Here is a 17,360-nt window from a genome sequence, read left to right as displayed (position 1 = left end):
GCCAGTGCCGCGGCAGGCAACGTTCGCCCCGTCGCGACGCCCGGCACGCCCTCTCGCCGCACCGGCCGAAAGCCCGAGTACGCCCAAGTACGAGGGCTTCCGGCCGGCACGCCGAGAGCACGCACCGGACGCCGCTCCTTCACAGGCAAGCGTTGCCCGCCGCGGCACTAGCTCGCTTTCCGTGTCGCGGCGCCCCGGACCTCGAGACCGTCCAGCAACTCGGCCGTGGCCTGTGCGACGGCCTCCACGGCGCGGTCGAACACCTCCTGGTTGTGAGCGGCGGGGGCGCGGAACCCCGACACCTTCCGCACGTACTGCAGAGCGGCGGCACGCACATCCGCCTCGGTGGCCTCCTCGGGCATCGCGGGCGGGCGCAGCGTCTTGATACTCCGGCACATGTCCCCAGTCTCACCCTTTCGCCCCGCGCACGACAGCGACTCCTGCCATGATCGCTGCGAGGCGGCCACCATCCCGGGGCCGACCGACGAGAGGACTCCTCGTGGCGAACGAACTCACCGTGGCCGTTCTGGGCCCCGGCGGCGTGGGCGGCCTGCTCGCCGCCCTGCTCTCCCGCACCGGCCACCGCGTGATCTGCCTGTCCGGCGAGAAGACCGCCGAGACCCTGCGCACCGACGGCATCCGGGTCCGCAGCGCCCGCTTCGGCGACTTCACGGCCCGCGTGGAGGCGGACACCGAACTGCGGGAGCAGGTCGACGCGTGCCTGGTCACCGTCAAGCACACGGCCCTCGACGCCGCCCTGGCGCGGATCCCCGCGCCGGTGCTGTCCGACGGCCTCCTCGTGCCGTTCCTGAACGGTGTCGAACATCCGGCGGCCCTGCGCGCCCGGTACCGGCCCGACCGCGTGGCCCCGGCCGTGATCCGCGTCGAGTCGACCCGCGTCGCGCCGGGCGTGATCGAACACGGCAGCCCCTTCGCCGAGATCGACCTGACGGGTGCGGACGTGCCCCGGGCCCGTCGCGACGCCCTCGCCGGGGCCTTCGCCGAGGCCGGTCCGGCCATCCGTGTCCTGGAGGACGAGACGGCGGCCCTGTGGGCCAAGATGTCGTTCCTGGCGCCCTTCGCCCTGCTCACCACGCGTTACGGCCTTCCCCTCGGCGAGGTCCGCACCCGCCACCGTGCGGAGCTGACCGCTCTGGTGGAGGAGACGGCCGCGATCAGCCGCGCGTGCGGCGGCCCGGCGGACCCGGCCCAGGCCCTCGCCCGCTACGACGGTTTCCCGCCGTCGATGAAGTCCTCGATGCAGCGCGACGCCGAGGCGGGCCGGTCCCTCGAACTGGACGCCATCGGCGGTGGGTTGCTCCGCGCGGCCGAGCGGCACGGGATTCCGGCTCCGGTGACGGCCCGGGTGGTGAGCGAGGTGCGCCCGTTCGCATGAACCCCAGGAAGGAACTCGCCTGCTAAATTCGAACAGGCGTATCATTGAGGCGTGGCTGCGACCTACGACTTCCCGAGTGACCTCCTGGCCGGTCAGGAGGAACTCCATCAGGTCCGGGCCGAGCTGTCGGCCCTGCTGAAGCGGCTCCCGTGGTCCGTGGAGCCACTGGACGGCTTCAGTGACGACAACGGCTGGCGCAAGGTGGAACGGCCCGCCTCCCCCGGCTGGAGCGCCGACGAACAGGCCGAGGTGGAGAAGCTCCGGCAGCGGGAGCACGAGCTCGCGGTGTTCGTCAGCACCCACCGCTACTGGTCCGAACTCGCGGGCCCCGAGCGGGTGGCGGCCCGCTCTGATCTGAAGCACGCGCACGAGGCCCCGCCGGAGGAGACCGGCGGAGCCTCGTGACCAGCCCCGGCTGCCGGGTCAGCCCTGGCTGTCGCTCTTGCTCGCGCTCTTGCCGAGGAGCTTGTTCATCTCGGTGATCTCGGCGTTCTGGGCGGTGACGATGTCCTCGGCCATGCTCTTGGCCTGGCCGTAGCGGCCCTTGCCCTGCTCGGTCCGGGCCATCTCCACGGCCCCTTCGTGGTGCTCGACCATCAGCGTCAGGAACTGGACGTCGAACGCCTTGCCCGTCAGCTTCGCCAGGGCGTCCATGTCCTCGGCGCCCATCATGCCGGGCATGCCGGAGTGGCCCGACGCGGAGTGGTCCATGGCGCCGCCGGAGGAAGCGGGGACGTCCTCGCCCCAGCCCTTCAGCCAGCCGGTCATGGTCCGGATCTCCGGATCCTGCGCCTTCTCGATCCGCCCGGCGAGGTCCTTGACCGTGGCCGAGGAGGCCCGGTCACCGGCCAGCCGCGCCATCTCCAGCGCCTGCCGGTGATGCGGGATCATGCCCTGCGCGAAGGCGACGTCCTGGGCGTTGTGGGCGCCGGCGGGCGAGGGGGTCGTGGCAGGGCTGTGGCTTCCGGCGTCACCGTGACCGGCACCACCGGCGGCACTGTCGGCACCGTCGCCGCCACAGGCCGCGAGGACGACGGCCGCGGCACCCGTCGCCACCACGAGGGCGGTGCGGCGCGCCAGGGTACGAATGCTGTTGCTCATGCGTGAACTCCTGCTTCTGCAAGGAACTGAGGTTTGCGGACACGACGGAGGCATCACGCCGCCACCGGTCGGCACCGGCCGGCGTGACGCGCCATCTCTAGATCCGCAGAAGCTGAAGCTCGGAGAGGGAAGGCGGGGCCCGGGCACCCTCCGTATCCACGACGGCATACGCCCGAACGGCGCTCTTCCGCACGGCAGCGGGAACCGGGTCCGGGACGAGCGGAGGCAGCACCGGCCCGCCGCTCACGGCACCCGACGCACAGGTCGCGTCGGCGTGCCGGACGTGCCCGCCACCGCAGTGCGCGTAGGGCACGAACTGTGTCCGGGCCGAGAGGGCGTCCACGTGCTGCGCATGCGCGGCCCCGGGCAGCCCCCCACCGGGCGCCAGCCCGTGCATCCCCAGCAGCCCCACCAACAGCCCCAGCACGCCCAGCACATGCCACGACCTCAGAACGAGTCGCGGAGCACGCTGGCGGGGGCTGTTCACAGGCTCATCGTAGGGACAGCCCCGGCCCGGCACCGACCCGGGGGGGGACGTGCGTACGGCTCTCCTGCGTCCGTGCGGCCGGCCGTACCCCCATCAGGTGAACTCGTTCGGCCTTCTACAACCGCGCGGCTCCGTCGGCGGGTCCTACCCACGACACGAATGATCCCGAGGGGGACCCATGAGCCAGCAGTACCCGCAGCCGCCCCACCCGCAGCAGCCCTTCTACGGCGCCCCCGCGCCCCAGCCGCCGAAGAAACACGGCATCGGCAGGATCGCGGGACTCGGCTGCGCGGGCGTCCTCGCCCTCTTCATCATCGCCGCGGTCGTCACGGGCGGAGGGGGCGACAGCGGTGACACCTCGAACAAGGACAGGGCTGTCGCCGCCGACGGCAAGCCGGGCAACGACAGCCCCAAGAAGGCCGGGACGGCCGAAGACAAGTCCCAGGCCGAGCAGTTCCGCAGCTGCGTCGCCGAGAACGGCACGGACACGGAGAAGGCCGCGGTCGAACACGTCACGAAGGTGACCGGCGCGGACAAGCGCAACGACATCCTCGACGCGGCGGAGGTCTTCACCGACTTCAGCGGTGGCCTGATGGGCCCCCACCAGGGCGAGGGCAAACTCATCGCCTCCGCGTTCACCTCCTGCTACGAGTCGAAGAACGGCCTCGTCACGGTGTACGACGAGGACGGCGAACTCCTCGCCAACGCGAACTACTGACCCCGGGCGCGGGCACGGCGTCACAGAGGCCCCCCAGGAACATCCCTGGGGGGCCTCTGTCGTGGAACTCGGTGTGGTGGGCGCGGACGGTTTCGAACCGCCGACATCCTGCTTGTAAGGCAGGCGCTCTACCCCTGAGCTACGCACCCGGGTCCCGGGACACGCCCAGGACGAGTCGACAGCCTACATGGCCCAGGGCACAGTCCCGCAAACCCGTATCGCGGGGCCGCGGCCGGTTGTGCGTCCGGGTCCGGCCCCACCCCGGATCCGGGAGTGGCCCGAACCCCCCGCGCGGCCTGGATCCCCGCGGGCGTGCAGCGCCTCCGAGGCGCCCGTCGTCCGTCCAGGGGGAGATCGCCATGTCCGCGCGCACCGCCACCCGCACCGCCGCCCTCACCGGTGGCGGCGTGGACATGTCCGTGCCCCGCAGCGGGAGCGGCGCTCAGGTGGTGTCCGCCCGGACCGGCGACCGCAAAGTGACGGTCCGCGCGGCGAACTGAACGGCCCGTGTGTTCGTCTTCAACCGGTGGGAGAATGACACCGGGCAGGGCGGACCACAGCACGGGAGAGGGATGTGACGGCGACACCAGGACAGCCGGACTCGCCGTCGGTGCCGCGTGCACACCGCCCGCGCCGCCCCGCCTCCTCCCGCACCCCGGGCCGTCCGCTCCGGGACGCGCTCACCCTGATGGGGTTGCCGCTGGTGGCCGCGCTGGCGCTGCCTGCCGCCTTCGCGGGCGGGGGCACCCGGCGCTGGTTCGGCGGCCGGGCCGAGAACCAGCGGGCCGAGGCCCAGGCGGCGAAGGACGCCGCCGCGGCCGCGTTCTACGAGCTCGACACCGCCCAGCGCGACCTGCGCATCTCGATCGAGACGATCACCGCCGTCGACGACTCGCCCGCCGCGCGTCGTGCCGTCGCCGACTTCGACGCCCTCGGCCACCGCATCGACGAGGTCAGCCACCGCTACATCAACGCCGTCGACGCCCACGACCTCGACCGCGACGACCTGGAGGCCTCCGCCGCCTCCCGCGCCCGCGCCGAGCTGACCGCCGCCAAGGAGGAACTCGGCCGGGTCAAGCAGGAGCTGGACCACTTCACCGACGGCCTCGGTCCCCTGCTCGGCAAGGCCGAGACGCAGCTGGCCCGCCTCGCCCCCGCGGTCGAGCGAGCCCGCCAGGCCCTGCTCGCCGCCTCCAACGCCCTCGACTCCGTCCGCGCGTCCGGCCTGAAGGCCGACGACCTCGCCGCCCGGCTCGCCGCCCTCTCCCCGGAGCTGACCAAGCTGAACCAGGGCGCCGGACAGCACGGCGTCCCGCAGACCCTGGAGCGGGCCGAGCGGGTCAGCCGTGAGGCGGAGGCGGTCCGTGTGGAGGCCGGGCGGCTGCCGGACCGCGCCGCGGAGATCGACCACCGTCTGGTCTCCCTGCGCACCCGCGCCCAGGCCCTCACCACCCGCTCCGAGCAGGTCGAACCGACCCTGAGCGAGCTGCGCCGCCGTTTCACCGCGGCCTGCTGGCAGGACCTGCAGCACGTCCCCGACGCCGCCGCCGAGAACGTCCGCCGGGCCGAGGCCAAGCTGGCCGAGGCCCACACCGCCCGCGGCGAACAGCGCTGGGCCGACGCGACGGCCTTGCTGTCGATGGTGCGAGCTCTCCTGAACAGCACCGACGAGGCCGTCTCGGCCGCGGGCGACCGGCTGCACCGCCTGAACACCGTGCAGAAGGACCCCCAGCAGGAGATCGACCGCACGCGCTTCGCCATCCGTGACGCCCAGCGCCTCGCCATGGCCGGGCGCAACACCCCCGACCCGCGGCACGCCCGCCCCCTGGACGACGCCGTGGCCCGCCTGGACCGTGCCGTCGCCGGCCTCGAGGGCCGCCACCCCGACTACTGGCACTTCCTCACGGAGACGGAAGCGGTCCGCCGGGCGGTGGCCGGCGTGGTCTCCACGATCCGCGAGGAGCGAGGGGCCGGACACTGAGCCCGGCCCCCACCCGTTCTCAGGTGCGGTAGGCGTAGTAGTACGCGTTCGGGTACGACGCGACGAGGCTCGCCACCGACCTGCGGAGGGTGTTGTTGGAGTGGTAGGTCACGTACGGCACACCGCCGCTCTTGTACGTGACGATCATCGTGTGGTCCTTGGACCCGTCCCGGTCGAAGTCCATCTGGAGGACGTCCCCGACCTCGAGCTGGAAGACGTTGGCGAGCGGCTTGGTCCGCTTGGAGTTCTGGGCGAACCAGGACCATTCGTTGACGCCGACGAAGGAGTCCGACTGGATGTCGGCGTTGCCGAACCACTTGGTGTAGTCGTACACGTAGCCGGGGGCGTGCTTCCAGCCGCCCGCCTTCAGGGACTGGCTGACGAAGTTGGTGCAGTCGCCGCCGGCGCCGTGGCCGTTGAAGTCCGGGTAGTCCTTGTTGTAGACGTTCCAGTACTTCTCGGCGTAGGCCGCCATGGCCTTGTAGTCGTACGTCGTGTCGGTCTTGGGGGCGGCGGCCGGATTGCGGGTGGTCGCCGCGCGCGGGGCGTTCGGGGTGGTGTTGTCCGCGGCGGTGGCCGGCTTGACGGGGGCCGGCTTGGACAGCGTGTTCACCGCGAGACCGCCCTGGTCGGTGTCGCGGATGCCGGTCAGCCGCCAGTCGCCCTGCCGGTCGGCCTTGAAGGTCAGCTCGTGCCGGGCCTGGAATCCGGTGGTCTTCGGGGCGTTCCCACGGGCTCCGGCGTAGGTCAGGGTCGTGGTCTCGGTGACCTCCGCCTTCGCCGTGCGGCCCGTCACCCGCGTCGCGTCCAGCGTGACGGTGGTGCTGGCCTTGCCGTACGTCTCACCGGCCTTCGCCAGCTTCTGCCGTCGCTGCCCGAGCTCGGACAGGGTGGCGTCCTCGGTGCGGGCCGTGCCGGAGGACAGGGCGACATCGCCGGAGAAGCCGTCGGTCAGCGGCTTGCCGGTGTCGGCCCGTCCGCCGGCGACCAGGGCGTTGGTGCGGTCGGTGAAAACGGCGTCCGCCAGCCGCTGGAAGGTGGCCTTGGTCCGCGCGTCCACCGTCGGGTCGTCGACGACCGTCGCGCCCGCGCTCCAGTTGGGCAGCAAGGCGACTCCGGCGACGACCGAGGTCGCCGCGGCCCCGACTATCGTGACGCGGCGGCGCGTTCCGCTCAATTTCCGTGATTTCACTGGTGTTTCCCCTCTTGCCCCGGCCAAAGGGTTGCCGGGGTACGAGATCTTCGCATGGAGTGTGTGGCTGCTGTGAAGGGTGTTGCGGCCGTTACTTTGGCGTGATCACTTCACGACCGTCGACCAGTCGGGCGACTGCGCCGGGTCCAGGCCGCGCAGCCGTTGCAGGGTCCCGGGCTTCTGCGCGTCGAGCCAGTCGGCCAGTTCCCGGAAGGACACGCACTTGACGTCCTTCTTGGTGCACATGTCTTTGATGACCCGGTCGACGGCCCGCATGTAGATGCCGCCGTTCCAGTCCTCGAAGTGGTTGCCGATGAACAGCGGGGCCCGGCTGCCGTAGTACACGCGGTTGAAGCCGGACATGTAGGAGGCGACGGTCTGTTCCTCCCACTCGGGGTACTTCGCCGGGTCGCCCTCGGTCTCCCCCTCGGACTGGTTGTAGAGGAAGTTGAAGTCCATCGAGAGGCCCTGGTACTTGCCGCCCTCGTACGGGAGCATCTGCAGCGGGAAGTCCCAGATGCCGTTCTTCTTGCCGGGCCATATCTGGAAGTCGCCCGCGGAGCTGGCGTCATAGCGCCACTTGTAGTCCTTGGCGGCCGTCAGCAGGTTCTTCTGGCCCTCCAGGCAGGGCGCGCGGCCGCCCGTGACCTCCTTCCTGACGTCGAACGGCAGGGGGTCGAGGTCACGGAAACCGGTGTTGGTCTTCCACTTCTCGGTGAAGGCGTAGAACTGGTCGATCTCGCTCTTCCACTCCTTGACGCTCCAGTCGCCGCCGCCCTTCTTGCCGCAGAAGTGGCCGTTGAAGTGGGTGCCGATCTCGTTCCCGCCCTGCCACGCCTTGCCGAGCTGCTCCAGCGTGGTGCGTATGTGCTCGTCGGTGGCGAAGCTGATGGCCGCCGAGCCCTTGGCGTGCTGGGGCGGGGAGTAGAGCTCCTTCTTGGCCTTGGGCAGCAGGTAGATGCCGGTGAGGAAGAAGGTCATGTGGGCGTCGTACTCATCGGCCAGCTCCCGGTAGTGCGAGAAGAGCCCGTCGTCGCCCTGCAGCGCACCGTCCCAGGAGAAGACCACGAACTGGGGAGGCTTCTCGCCCGGTTTGAGCGGTACCGGCTTCAACTGCCCCTTCTGCGGACCGGTGTAGGAGGTCGAGCCGTCCCCGAGGACCTTCGTCCTGCCGTCCCACCGGGGCTCCTGGTCCGGCTTCGCGGGGGCGGCCTTGCGGGCACCGGAGGAGGCGGTCGGGGCGGTGGAGTCCGAGCGGGTCAGCACCAGGTAGCCGCCGACCAGGGACGCCACGACGAGGAGGGCCGCCAGGGTCAGCACCCGCGGGGGTGTGGCGCGGCGGGGTGCGCGGGGTCGGCGGCGGCGACCGGACGGCTGCTGTTTCATGCGCGGCTCATTCTGCGAAGGGGGTGGGGGGTCGGAAGGTGCCCGGGCCGGGTCAGCCGATGCCTCGGGCACCGGACCAGATGCGGTACGGGACGCTGTCGCCGGGGGTGCCCGCGATCCCGTCCAGGGGCAGGGGTTCGAGGCTCTTGGTGAGGTCGATGCGGTAGGCCACCACGGCCGTCGACACGGAGTTGGCCGTGCCGACGTACCAGGCGGCTGTGTCGTCCTGCGTGGTGCCCGCCTTGCCGGCGACCACGGCGGTGGTGGCCGCCTCCGGGCGGGCGGTGCGGAAGGCGTCCCGGAGCGCGGACTGGACCGCCTCGGCGACGGACGCCTTCACCGCGCGGCGGGACGCGGGCTTCGTCAGCGCCACCTCGGAGCCGTTGCGGGTGATCCGGGCCACCGAGTACGGCTCGACGTGCTTGCCGGCGGCGGCGAACGTGGCGTACCCGCTCGCCATGCGGATCGCGCTGGGCGTGGCACTGCCCAGGGACATCGCGGGGACCTGCGGGCCGAAGCTGGAGGGGAGCAGACCCGCCCGCTGGGCGGTCGCCCGCACCGTGTCCAGGCCGGTGTCCATGCCGAGCTGCATGAAGGGCGTGTTCACCGACTGGGCGAGCGCCCGGCTGAGGCTGATCCGCCCGTAGGACTTCCCACCGTCGTTGCGGGAGGTGACCTGCTTGCCGCCGCGGTCCCAGTAGGGGCCCTCGGGTGTCCGCACGGCGATGCCGTCGTCCCCGTCGTAGAGCGTCTGCGGGGTGACCTCGGTCGCGGTGCCGTCGCGGGTCTTGTGCACGCCGTTCTCCAGGGCGGCGGCGTAGACGAACGGCTGGAAGGCGGAACCGGCGGGGACGGTGGTCGCGTTCGACTCGTTGTAGCCCTGCTCACGGTGGTCGGGGCCGCCGTGGACGGCGAGGATGCGCCCGTCGGCGGCCACCGAGGAGGCGCCGAAGTGCAGGGCCTTCGCCTTGGCCGGGTGGTCCTTGCGCGCCCGCTTGCGGGCCTTGTCCACGGCGTCGGTGAGCGCGGCCTCCTGCTTGCGGTCGAAGGTCGTGTAGATCTGGTAGCCGCCGAGGTCGAACTCCCTGGCCGTCAGGTGCGCCGACTTCTTGGCGTACTGGGCGGCCAGTTCCACCAGGTAGTCGCTCTGCTTGCCGGTGTCGTAGCCGGGCGTCCGCTTCAGCGGCTCGGGGAACTCCTTGTACCGGGCGCGCTCGGTCTTGGACAGCGCGCCGGTGTCGACCATGCGGTCGAGTATCCAGGACCAGCGCTCCACCGCCCGGTCGTGGTTGGCCTTGCTCACGGACGGGTCGTAGAGCGAGGCGCCCTTGAGGAGGGAGGCGAGGAAGGCGGCCTCGGAGGCGTCGAGTTCGCCGACGTCCTTGCCGTAGTAGGCCTGGGCGGCGCGCTGGATGCCGTAGGTGCCGCGGCCGAACCAGCTGGTGTTGAGGTAGCCCTCGAGGATGTCGTCCTTGCTCATCTCGTTGTCGAGCTTGAGGGCGAGCATCGCCTCGGTGAACTTGCGGCCGACCGAGCGGTCCTGGTTGAGGTAGACATTCTTGACGTACTGCTGGGTGATGGTGGAGCCGCCCTGGGTCTCCCCCTGGCCGAGGGTGCGCCACAGGGCGCGGGTGAGGCCGCTGAAGGATATGCCGGGGTCGCTGTAGAAGCTCGCGTTCTCCGCCGCCAGCACCGCGCCGCGCACGTCCTCGGGTATGTCCTTCAGCGGCATCGCCTGCCGCCGTACCCAGCCGGTGCGGGCCATGGGCGTCCCGTCGGACCAGAAATAGACGTTGTCCTGCTGGGTGGCGTAGGAGTTGAGGTTGTCCGGTATGTCGGTGGCGGCGTAGGCGGAGCCCAGGAGGACGACGGTCAGGCCGGTGAGCGTCGCGGCGGCACCGAGCCATTGCCGCCAGGAGGGCGCCCAGCGCCGCCAGCCGGTGCGGTCTGCATGCGGGTAGCGGGGCCGGAGGCGCCGGGCCTCGGCCGCGAGGCGGGTGGCCAGCCAAGTCAGCCCCGGGGCCGTGGCGGTGAGACGGGACAGGGGGGAGGGCCGGGGGGCCCTGCGCCGGCGGCGCGATCCGCCCGTTGCGCTCCCGTCCTTCGCCGCGGCGGACGCCGTGTCCGCCTTGTCGGTCGCGGCCGCCCCGACGACGCGCAACGCCATGGTCTCGTCCACGTGCACGGAGTCGGGGACCTTCAACTGCATGGTCTCGTCCGGTTCCCGCCCAGCCTTCGACACGGCTGCGTCTCCCTCCCCGCTTACGGTGGTGCTCGCGCGGAAGGGCTTGGCTGCAGTGGTCGACGGCAGCGAGCCCTCGTCATCCCCCGCCTCACGGCTCCTCGCGCGTTCGAAAGTTATCAGCGGCCTTTACATGTCCTCCACACCGGTACGGCAACAATGGTCAGATGGATTTGCGAAAGGCGGCATTTACCTCGGCGCGGATTAATCTGTCCTCATGCCTCGCTACGAGTACCGCTGCCGGACCTGCGGCGACACCTTCGAACTGAGCCGCCCCATGGCCGAGTCCTCCGACCCGGCGGCCTGCCCGTCGGGTCACGACGACACCGTGAAGCTCCTCTCCACCGTCGCGGTCGGCGGCTCCGCCCCGGCCCCCGCGCCACGCTCGGGCGGCGGCGGCTGCTGCGGAGGCGGCTGCTGCGGCTGACGCGGCCGCCCTCCTTTCCTCAGGAACCCTTCAGCTTCGGTTCCCTAGCGTGGCGGCATGACAGCCATCGCAGCGGACGCCGGGCCGCAATGGGTCAACGACCTGATGGACGCGCTGGGCGCGCCGGGTGCCGGTCTCGCCATCGCCCTGGAGAACCTGTTCCCGCCGCTGCCCAGCGAGGTGATCCTGCCGCTCGCCGGGTTCGCAGCGAGCAGCGGCCGGATGAGCCTGCTCGCGGTGCTGCTGTGGACGACGGCCGGCTCGGTGACCGGCGCGCTCGCGCTGTACGGCGTCGGCGCGCTGCTCGGCCGTGACCGGACGGTGGCGGTCGCGGCCCGGCTGCCGCTGGTGAAGGTCTCCGACATCGAGAAGACCGAGGCCTGGTTCCTGAAGCACGGCGCCAAGGCCGTGTTCTTCGGCCGGATGATCCCGATCTTCCGCAGCCTGATCTCCGTGCCCGCGGGCGTCGAACGCATGCGCCTGCCGGTGTTTCTGGGCCTGACCACACTGGGCAGCGCGATCTGGAACACGGTGTTCGTGCTCGCGGGCTATTTCCTCGGCGCGAGCTGGCACACGGTGTCGGACATCGTCTCCGCCTACTCCAAGGTGGTCCTGGTGGTGGCGGCCCTGGCGGTGGTGGCGTTCATCGCGGTACGGCTGCGACGACGCCCCCGGGCAACACGCCCTCGAGGGACTGGGGGAACTGCGCGAACAGCCACGACGGCGCCGCACCCGTACGACGACCAGGACACCCGGGTGCTCAGGCACCCGCCACTGCCCCGAGGAACTCCCGGAGAATCCGCTCCCCGGCCAGGACGCCCCTCTCGGGGAGCGCCCTGACCGAAGGGGCCGTGAAGCCCGTGTCGGCCAGCTCCCCGTGCCCCGGGCGCCAGCCCCGGTCCGCGGCGAGCAGCAGATCGGCGTCGAGCAGGGAGTCGCCCGCGGCGAGGGTGAGATCGGCCCCCGTGCGGCGGGCGACCTCGTGCAAGGCCGCGCTCTTGGTGAGCGGCTTCGGCACGGCGTAGATCTTGCGGCCCTGGAGGGACACGGTCCAGCCGAGGTTCTCCGCCCACACCGCGAGTTCCTTCACCCAGTCCTCGTGCAGCAGTTCGCGCTCGACGACGAGGTAGGCGAAGAGGTCGTCGGCGACACGGTGCTTGCGCACCCAGACCGGGTCGGCGGTCCGCAGCAGATGCTCCTGCACCTCGGCCAGGGGCGCGCACTGGTCGGCCAGCCGTGCGGTGACCTGCGCGTGCCAGTCGGGGTCGGAGACGCCGTCCACCAGGAGGTGGCCGCCGTTCGCGCAGATCGCGTACGTGGGCGTGGGGCCCGGCAGGTTGATGCGCAGGTACTGCTTGCGCGTGCGCGTGGTCGTCGGCACGAACACGGCGGCGTCGCCCAGGTCGGTGAGGAGCCGGGCCGCCGTCTCCGTCATGTACGACAGCGGCTTGCTCTCGTGCACCTCGACGCACAGCAGCCGGGGCGCCCGCGCGTCCGGCATGGTCAGCGCCAGGGCCGCGGCGGAGTAGATGAGGGTGCGGTCGAGATCGCTGGCGACGAGCGCGGGCATCAGAGGGTCACCGCCTTGCCGTCGGCGCCGGTCGCGCCCCGGGTGTACTTGGGGTGGATCAACCCGACGCAGGTGTAGGGAAGTCGGTCGACCTCCTCGACGGGCACTCCGCGCTGCTCGGCCAGCAGGCGCACGTGGTCGAGGTCGCTGCCCGCCCCGGCACGTGCCAGGACCTTCCAGGGCACGCGGCGCAGCAGGACCCGGGTGGTCTCGCCGACACCGGGCTTGACGAGGTTCACGTCGTGGATGCCGTACTCCTCACTGATGCGCTCGACGGCGGCCCAGCCCTCCCAGGTGGGCGAGCGGTCGGTCGCGAGCAGTTCCTTGGCCTGGGCGCAGGCCGCGTCGGCGACCTCCGGGAAGCGGGCGCAGACGGCGTCCAGGAAGGCCACCGAGACGTCGGTGGCGGCGAGTTCGCGGTAGAACTTCGCGCCGTGGAAGTCGTGCGGGCCGACCAGATCCGCGCGCAGCACGGTCCGCGAGATCAGGCCGGAGACGGTGGAGTTGAGGCAGGCGGAGGGGATGAGGAAGTCCTCGCGGGTGCCGTAGGTGCGGACGCAGGAGCCCGGGTCGGCCAGCACCGCGATCTCGGAACTGAAGCCGCCGATGCCGTCGGACTTCTCGAACTCCTCCAGGGCCTCGGCGAGTTCGCGGGTGATGGCGCCCTTGCCGGTCCAGCCGTCGACGAAGACGACGTCCCGGGGGTCGTGGTGCCCGGCGAGCCAGCGCAGGGCATTGGCGTCGATGCCCCGGCCGCGGACGATCGACACGGCGTAGTGCGGCAGGTCGAGGCCGTGCCGGTGCTGCGCCCAACGGCGCATGAGAATGCCGACGGGCGTGCCGGCGCGGGCCAGGGAGACCAGGACGGGACGGGGGGACCGCTCCGCGAGGACCGTCTCGGTGACGACACCGACCGCCCGGGCGATCCGGGCCGCCGAGTCGTCCAGGGCGGCGTGGAACAGCGCCTGGTAGCGCTCGCTCGGCTGGTACTCCACGGGCAGCGACTCCGCGTAGTGCGCGCCGCCGCTCTGGATCGCCTCCTCACGCTCCTCGGTCGGCGCCTCCAGGGTCACGTCCGAGAGGTCCTGGAGCAGCCAGCCGACCTCCTCGGGCGCGTACGAGGAGAAGTCGGGGCCGCGGAGGGGCTCGGGCAGCATGGAGGGCCTTTCGGGGGCGTACGACGGTATGACGGCGAGGAGGACGCGCGGCGTGTGCGCGGCCAGGCGGGCCAGCAGACCGTCGGGCGCGTGCAGTGCGGGCGTGTCCGCGGCCGAATCGACGACGGCGATCACGGCGTCGAAACCGGCGCCCGCGACGTTGTAGGCGTACCGCTCGCCGGGGCCGTCGGCGGGGTCGTCGTGGGCGGGGAAGGCGAGGCGGGTGCGTATCGCGTAGCCGGGGTCGTCGACGGCGAGGACGGGTGAGCGGGTTGTGGTGGAGTAGCGGACCTCGAGGCCGGTGTCGCGCTCCAGCTCCCGGGCCAGCCTCAGCGGCGCGTACATCAGCTCCTCGAAGCCGAGGACGTGCACGCGGCGGGCCCCCTCGGGCAGTGCGTCCGCGAGGCGGCGGGCCATCGCGGGGAGGGCGTCCTCCAGGAGCTCTCGGTGGGCGGGGGTGAACCCGTGTCGCCCCCCATCGGGGAGGCCGGGAGGCCAGTGCAGGTCTATGCGGTCGCCGTCCGAGTGCGGGCCGGTGGGAGCCGGTCGCGCAATTCCCCGCGCCCCTGAGGAGCCCGCGCTCTTCGGCTCGTACCGCGCCACCAGCTCCTGCCCCCTCTCCAGCACCCCCTCGGGCAGCCGTACGGTCCCCGAAGCCGCCGTGACCAGGTCGACCCGGGCTCCGATCTCCTCGGCGAATTCCGCGAGGCGCCCCGCGTCCGCGGGTGAGCGCATGTCCACCAGCGCCACCACGACGTACCGCCGCCGCGGATACCGCCCATGAAGGTCACGGACGGTGTTCAGCACCGTGTTGCCCGTGGAGAACTCGTCGTCGACCAGCACCAGCGGCCCGTCGCCGGCCAGCAGGGCCGGGTCCTCGGGCAGGAGCAGGTGCGAGGTCGCGTGGGAGTGGGACTCCTCGAACCCGCCGGCCGGGTCGAGACCGGCGACCGGGCGGCGGGTGGAGTGCAGGTAGCGGGCCACGCCCAGCCCGTCGGCGACACAGTGGCCGAGGCCGGTCGCGGTCTCCGCGTAGCCGAGGACGACGGCCCTGCGGGCCTCGTCGTCCCCCAGCAGCTCACGCACCCGGCGCCCGAGCTCCCACCCGTAGCCGTACACGACGGACGGTGACTGCGGCACGTGCTTGCCCAGCACGTTCGACACGAGCAGATGGGCCCGCTTGGGGTTGCGGCGCAGCGCCAGCCCCAGCAGGCCGGTCAGCCCGTCGTCGCCGGTGAGCTCGACGCCGAGCCGCTCGGCGACCCAGTCGCCGGACCAGACGCCGCCGGGCGCGTCGGCCGGCCCGGTCGCCGCATCGGCGCGCACCTCGTGGTGCTCCCCCTCGTTCACTGCCTTCTCCGCCTTCTCCATGAACCCTTCGCATGCCTCGCAAGCCGTACGGTCAGCCTGGCAGGCCGGCGGCCAGCAGTTCCACGAAGCCGATGTCCTGGTTCGCCACGCCGAACACCTCGGCCCGCAGCAGGGTCCGCTCGGCCCAGGCCCGATGGGGCTTCACCTCGTTCATTTTGTTCGTGTACGCCGATCTCAGCACACCCCCGCCTCCGCGCTCGGGGCGCAGGATGTCCTGGGCGTCCGAGAACTCCTCGTGGCTGACGACCGACAGGGCGTGCACCGGCAGCACGTGTGAGGGGTGGATGCAGGTCTTGCCCACCAGGCCGTTGGCCTGGTCCAGGGAGATCTCCCTCAGCAGGCCGTCCATGGCGTGCTCGATCAGCTTCTCGCGCAGTTCCGCGGCCTGCACCTCCAGGAAGGGGCTCTGCCGCAGCAGCGGCTTGAACATGCGCTCCTGGACCCTGAAGTACTCCCACACCGGCCCCGTCACGGTGAATCCGGTGCCGTCGGCGCGGCCCAGCATGTTCACCACGTCGGCGATCACGGAGGCGACGATCTGCACGTCGTAGGCCGTCATGTCGGGGCCTCTGCGCAGCCCGTAGGAGGAGCAGAAGTCCGTCACGCCGAGGCGCAGGGCGAGGACGCGGTCGCGGTACTTGTCGACCGCGCGGGAGATGCCCTCCAGGGTCTCCACCCGCGACTCACGGTAGAGCAGCTCCGGGGACTCCAGCACGGGCATGGCGAAAAGACGACGGCCGCTTTCGGCCTCGGCGGTCGCGAGGGCTTCGAGGAAGGGGATGCCGCGTTGCTCGGTGAACTTGGGCAGGACGAATCCGGACAGCTGCCGGACGGCGGGGCCGAGCCGTCGTACCAGGTCGGGTATCTGCTCGGGGGCGCGGACCCGGATGAACAGCAGCGGCAGGTCGGCGTCGGGGAGGTCGCCGAGGGCCGCGAGCTGGCGGACGAGGTTCTCCTCGCCGGGGCCGACGTCCGCGTCGTCGATCGAGTCCTCCAGGCACAGCACCATCGAGACCACGCCGCGCCCGGCCTGCTTGAGGACGTCGTCGGCGAGGCGCGGCCGGGTGGCCGGGCTGTACAGCGTGGCGCCCAGGGCGGCCGCGAGCAGGCGGGCCGGGGAGTCCGGGGTGAACGCGCAGGGCTCGCGGAAGAAGAGACGCTTCCGCACCTCGGGGGCAATATGCCCGAAATGACGCATGGAACTCCCCCGTGGTGGTTGTGCGACCTGCGAATCGACGAAAGGTGGCCGGTAATAGTACGTAGAAGTCCATGTCGGAGGTTCCCATCAGGCATGAATTTCAGATAACGCGGGCAATCACAGGCAGGCCCGGCCATGACGACGGTAGCCCGCCCCGGCCGTCGGCGCCGCTCGTGACAGCGGCCCCCGCGTTGTCGTGAGCAGGACCGAGAAGGCAGGATGACCGCATGACGCACGCGATGCTGAAGGGGTCGAACGTCCCGCTGGAAGCCACCACGGTGCGCGCCGTGCTGCGCTGGACACCCGGGCAGGGGGTTCCGGACGTCGACGCCTCCGCGCTGCTTCTCGGCCCCGACGGTCGTGTGCGCTCCGACGAGGACTTCGTCTTCTACAACCAGCCCCGGCACCCGGCCGGAAAGGTGTGGCGGCTCGGCAAGAAGCGCGTCGCCGAGGGCCTGACCGACACGATCCAGACGGAACTGACCGGTGTCGAATCCGAGGTCAGCCGGATTCTGCTGGTCGCATCGGCGGACGGCATGACGTTCGACCGCGTACAGGCACTGCGCATCCTGCTGTACGACGCGGCGGGCACCGGCTCCGAGGCGCTGGCGTACTTCGACGTCAAGCCGGAGACGGGCGAGGAGACCGCGCTGATCTGCGGCGAGCTGTACCGGCGCGGCGAGGGCTGGAAGTTCCGGGCGCTGGGCGAGGGCTACTCGAACGGGCTGAAGGGCCTCGCGACCGACTTCGGCATCTCGGTGGACGAGTCGGAGGCGGCGGAGGAAGCGACCACGACGGTGCCCGCGCCTCCCACCACGAACACGCCCGCACAGCCGACGACCGGCGGCCCGGCCCAGCAGACCCCCGAGGTCTCCCCGCCGCTGCCCCCGGAGCAGCCGAACGCGGTACCCACGCAGCCCGGCTACGGGTATCCGCAGCAGCCGCCGGCGACCCAGCCGGCCTACGGCTACCCGCAGCCCACGAGCCGGCCCGCGTACGGGTACCCCCCGGCGCCGGCCACGGCGGGCGCGGCGGGGGCGCAGACCGGCTACGGCTACCCGCCGCCGGTCACCGCGGCCCCCGACCCGGACTTCCGGCTGCCTCCGCAGGGCCCGCAGTTCATCGGACGCTAGC

17 protein-coding genes and 1 tRNA gene are annotated in these 17,360 nt (G+C 71.7%); 8 read left to right on the top strand and 10 right to left on the bottom strand.

Going from position 1 to position 17,360, the window contains the following annotated elements; all coding sequences use genetic code 11:
- Window positions 1-167: 167 nt before the first annotated feature.
- A complete protein-coding gene (locus tag AB0937_RS29260; protein ID WP_366715702.1) occupies window positions 168-398 on the bottom strand; it encodes a DUF2277 domain-containing protein in 231 nt (76 codons plus the stop codon).
- Between the two features lie 101 nt (window positions 399-499).
- Between AB0937_RS29260 and AB0937_RS29255 the strand changes: the two genes are divergently transcribed.
- Together AB0937_RS29255 and AB0937_RS29250 are read left to right on the top strand one after the other, a co-directional pair.
- Window positions 500-1,396: a 2-dehydropantoate 2-reductase gene (locus AB0937_RS29255; RefSeq protein WP_366715700.1), complete on the top strand. Its 897-nt coding sequence runs from the start codon at window positions 500-502 to the stop codon at window positions 1,394-1,396.
- Between the two features lie 51 nt (window positions 1,397-1,447).
- Window positions 1,448-1,801 (top strand): hypothetical protein, encoded by a 354-nt coding sequence (locus AB0937_RS29250; RefSeq protein ID WP_366715699.1) that lies wholly within the window; start codon window positions 1,448-1,450, stop codon window positions 1,799-1,801.
- An 18-nt stretch (window positions 1,802-1,819) separates the two neighbouring features.
- Here the strand turns inward: AB0937_RS29250 and AB0937_RS29245 are convergent, their stop codons facing one another.
- Together AB0937_RS29245 and AB0937_RS29240 are read right to left on the bottom strand one after the other, a co-directional pair.
- On the bottom strand, window positions 1,820-2,497 hold the full coding sequence (locus AB0937_RS29245; RefSeq protein ID WP_366715698.1) for a DUF305 domain-containing protein: 678 nt from the start codon (window positions 2,495-2,497) through the stop codon (window positions 1,820-1,822).
- A 97-nt stretch (window positions 2,498-2,594) separates the two neighbouring features.
- Window positions 2,595-2,984 (bottom strand): DUF6153 family protein, encoded by a 390-nt coding sequence (locus tag AB0937_RS29240; RefSeq protein ID WP_366715697.1) that lies wholly within the window; start codon window positions 2,982-2,984, stop codon window positions 2,595-2,597.
- A gap of 178 nt (window positions 2,985-3,162) precedes the next feature.
- Between AB0937_RS29240 and AB0937_RS29235 the strand changes: the two genes are divergently transcribed.
- Window positions 3,163-3,702, top strand: a complete 540-nt coding sequence (locus AB0937_RS29235; RefSeq protein ID WP_366715696.1) for a hypothetical protein — start codon at window positions 3,163-3,165, stop codon at window positions 3,700-3,702.
- A 74-nt stretch (window positions 3,703-3,776) separates the two neighbouring features.
- On the opposite strand, the gene AB0937_RS29230 is transcribed toward AB0937_RS29235, so the two are convergent.
- A tRNA-Val gene (locus AB0937_RS29230) sits at window positions 3,777-3,851 on the bottom strand.
- A 210-nt stretch (window positions 3,852-4,061) separates the two neighbouring features.
- Here AB0937_RS29230 and AB0937_RS29225 point away from each other — a divergent pair.
- Together AB0937_RS29225 and AB0937_RS29220 are read left to right on the top strand one after the other, a co-directional pair.
- On the top strand, window positions 4,062-4,202 hold the full coding sequence (locus AB0937_RS29225) for a hypothetical protein (protein ID WP_366715695.1): 141 nt from the start codon (window positions 4,062-4,064) through the stop codon (window positions 4,200-4,202).
- Window positions 4,203-4,276: 74 nt separating this feature from the next.
- Window positions 4,277-5,683: a hypothetical protein gene (locus tag AB0937_RS29220; RefSeq protein WP_366715694.1), complete on the top strand. Its 1,407-nt coding sequence runs from the start codon at window positions 4,277-4,279 to the stop codon at window positions 5,681-5,683.
- Between the two features lie 19 nt (window positions 5,684-5,702).
- On the opposite strand, the gene AB0937_RS29215 is transcribed toward AB0937_RS29220, so the two are convergent.
- The 3 genes from AB0937_RS29215 to AB0937_RS29205 all read right to left on the bottom strand — a co-directional run bounded on the left by AB0937_RS29215 (window position 5,703) and on the right by AB0937_RS29205 (window position 10,470).
- On the bottom strand, window positions 5,703-6,860 hold the full coding sequence (locus AB0937_RS29215; protein ID WP_366715693.1) for an amidase domain-containing protein: 1,158 nt from the start codon (window positions 6,858-6,860) through the stop codon (window positions 5,703-5,705).
- A gap of 120 nt (window positions 6,861-6,980) precedes the next feature.
- A complete protein-coding gene (locus AB0937_RS29210) occupies window positions 6,981-8,261 on the bottom strand; it encodes a hypothetical protein (protein ID WP_366715691.1) in 1,281 nt (426 codons plus the stop codon).
- A 52-nt stretch (window positions 8,262-8,313) separates the two neighbouring features.
- A complete protein-coding gene (locus tag AB0937_RS29205; protein WP_366715710.1) occupies window positions 8,314-10,470 on the bottom strand; it encodes a transglycosylase domain-containing protein in 2,157 nt (718 codons plus the stop codon).
- A 250-nt stretch (window positions 10,471-10,720) separates the two neighbouring features.
- Here AB0937_RS29205 and AB0937_RS29200 point away from each other — a divergent pair, with 250 nt between their 5' ends.
- Together AB0937_RS29200 and AB0937_RS29195 are read left to right on the top strand one after the other, a co-directional pair.
- A complete protein-coding gene (locus tag AB0937_RS29200; RefSeq protein ID WP_366715689.1) occupies window positions 10,721-10,930 on the top strand; it encodes a zinc ribbon domain-containing protein in 210 nt (69 codons plus the stop codon).
- Window positions 10,931-10,987: 57 nt separating this feature from the next.
- Entirely contained in the window at window positions 10,988-11,770 is a 783-nt protein-coding gene (locus AB0937_RS29195) for a DedA family protein (RefSeq protein WP_366715688.1), read from the top strand.
- Here AB0937_RS29195 and AB0937_RS29190 read toward each other — a convergent pair.
- From AB0937_RS29190 to AB0937_RS29180, 3 genes are read right to left on the bottom strand one after another with little or no spacing between them, the layout of a single operon-like run.
- Window positions 11,691-12,500 carry an HAD family hydrolase gene (locus AB0937_RS29190; RefSeq protein WP_366715686.1) on the bottom strand — a complete coding sequence of 270 codons (810 nt, stop codon included), beginning with the start codon at window positions 12,498-12,500 and terminating at the stop codon, window positions 11,691-11,693. The genes AB0937_RS29195 and AB0937_RS29190 overlap by 80 nt on opposite strands.
- Window positions 12,500-15,028 carry a phosphoribosyltransferase gene (locus AB0937_RS29185; RefSeq protein WP_366715684.1) on the bottom strand — a complete coding sequence of 843 codons (2,529 nt, stop codon included), beginning with the start codon at window positions 15,026-15,028 and terminating at the stop codon, window positions 12,500-12,502. The genes AB0937_RS29190 and AB0937_RS29185 overlap by 1 nt, the downstream gene beginning before the upstream one ends.
- A 31-nt stretch (window positions 15,029-15,059) precedes the next feature.
- On the bottom strand, window positions 15,060-16,226 hold the full coding sequence (locus AB0937_RS29180) for an HpcH/HpaI aldolase/citrate lyase family protein (RefSeq protein WP_366715683.1): 1,167 nt from the start codon (window positions 16,224-16,226) through the stop codon (window positions 15,060-15,062).
- 227 nt (window positions 16,227-16,453) lie between these two features.
- Here AB0937_RS29180 and AB0937_RS29175 point away from each other — a divergent pair, with 227 nt between their 5' ends.
- Window positions 16,454-17,359, top strand: a complete 906-nt coding sequence (locus AB0937_RS29175; RefSeq protein WP_366715681.1) for a TerD family protein — start codon at window positions 16,454-16,456, stop codon at window positions 17,357-17,359.
- The last annotated feature ends 1 nt before the right edge of the window (window position 17,360 follow it).

Source organism: Streptomyces sp. NPDC047880, from assembly GCF_040706515.1.
Classification (GTDB): domain Bacteria; phylum Actinomycetota; class Actinomycetes; order Streptomycetales; family Streptomycetaceae; genus Streptomyces.
The sequence above is the reverse complement of the archived record's forward strand: the minus strand, read 5'-3'. Positions and strand labels throughout refer to the sequence as shown.

Bases quoted from the DNA above. Each gene is read 5' to 3' on its own strand.
- AB0937_RS29260 (WP_366715702.1), bottom strand. From the start codon at position 398: ATGTGCCGGAGTATCAAGACGCTGCGCCCGCCCGCGATGCCCGAGGAG.
- AB0937_RS29245 (WP_366715698.1), bottom strand. From the start codon at position 2,497: ATGAGCAACAGCATTCGTACCCTGGCGCGCCGCACCGCCCTCGTGGTG.
- AB0937_RS29235 (WP_366715696.1), top strand. From the start codon at position 3,163: ATGAGCCAGCAGTACCCGCAGCCGCCCCACCCGCAGCAGCCCTTCTAC.
- AB0937_RS29225 (WP_366715695.1), top strand. From the start codon at position 4,062: ATGTCCGCGCGCACCGCCACCCGCACCGCCGCCCTCACCGGTGGCGGC.
- AB0937_RS29210 (WP_366715691.1), bottom strand. From the start codon at position 8,261: ATGAAACAGCAGCCGTCCGGTCGCCGCCGCCGACCCCGCGCACCCCGC.
- AB0937_RS29205 (WP_366715710.1), bottom strand. From the start codon at position 10,470: ATGCAGTTGAAGGTCCCCGACTCCGTGCACGTGGACGAGACCATGGCG.
- AB0937_RS29200 (WP_366715689.1), top strand. From the start codon at position 10,721: ATGCCTCGCTACGAGTACCGCTGCCGGACCTGCGGCGACACCTTCGAA.
- AB0937_RS29195 (WP_366715688.1), top strand. From the start codon at position 10,988: ATGACAGCCATCGCAGCGGACGCCGGGCCGCAATGGGTCAACGACCTG.
- AB0937_RS29190 (WP_366715686.1), bottom strand. From the start codon at position 12,500: ATGCCCGCGCTCGTCGCCAGCGATCTCGACCGCACCCTCATCTACTCC.
- AB0937_RS29185 (WP_366715684.1), bottom strand. From the start codon at position 15,028: ATGGAGAAGGCGGAGAAGGCAGTGAACGAGGGGGAGCACCACGAGGTG.
- AB0937_RS29180 (WP_366715683.1), bottom strand. From the start codon at position 16,226: ATGCGTCATTTCGGGCATATTGCCCCCGAGGTGCGGAAGCGTCTCTTC.
- AB0937_RS29175 (WP_366715681.1), top strand. From the start codon at position 16,454: ATGACGCACGCGATGCTGAAGGGGTCGAACGTCCCGCTGGAAGCCACC.